1 protein-coding gene is annotated in these 485 nt (G+C 61.2%); it reads left to right on the top strand.

Annotated features, from left to right (window positions below; genetic code table 11):
* Positions 1 to 485 (top strand): EF-Tu/IF-2/RF-3 family GTPase (locus tag KI810_RS17160; RefSeq protein ID WP_246525809.1); only part of this gene is annotated, 485 nt, incomplete at both ends.

A 485-nucleotide genomic window follows, 5' to 3' on the forward strand; every position in this document is an offset into this window, starting at 1 on the left:
CTGGCCCTCATGGATGCCGTTGATGCCTACATTCCGGAGCCGGAGCGTGCCATCGACAAGCCGTTCCTGATGCCGGTAGAAGACGTTTTCTCCATCTCCGGTCGTGGTACCGTTGCCACCGGACGCGTGGAGCGTGGTATCGTCAAGGTGGGTGAAGAGATCGAGATCGTCGGCATCAAGGCGACCGCCAAGACCACCGTCACCGGTGTGGAGATGTTCCGGAAGCTTCTGGATGAAGGTCGTGCCGGCGACAACATCGGCGCGCTGCTGCGTGGCGTGAAGCGTGAAGACATCGAGCGTGGCCAGGTACTCGCCAAGCCGGGGAGCATCACGCCGCACACCAAGTTCAAGGCCGAAGCGTACATCCTGACCAAAGAAGAGGGTGGTCGTCACACGCCGTTCTTCAACGGGTATCGTCCGCAGTTCTACTTCCGGACCACCGACGTGACCGGAGTAGTCGACCTTGCGGCGGGGACCGAGATGGT

Origin of the sequence: Geomobilimonas luticola, from assembly GCF_018476905.1 — a bacterium.
Taxonomy (GTDB): Bacteria; Desulfobacterota; Desulfuromonadia; order Geobacterales; family Geobacteraceae; genus Geomobilimonas; species Geomobilimonas luticola.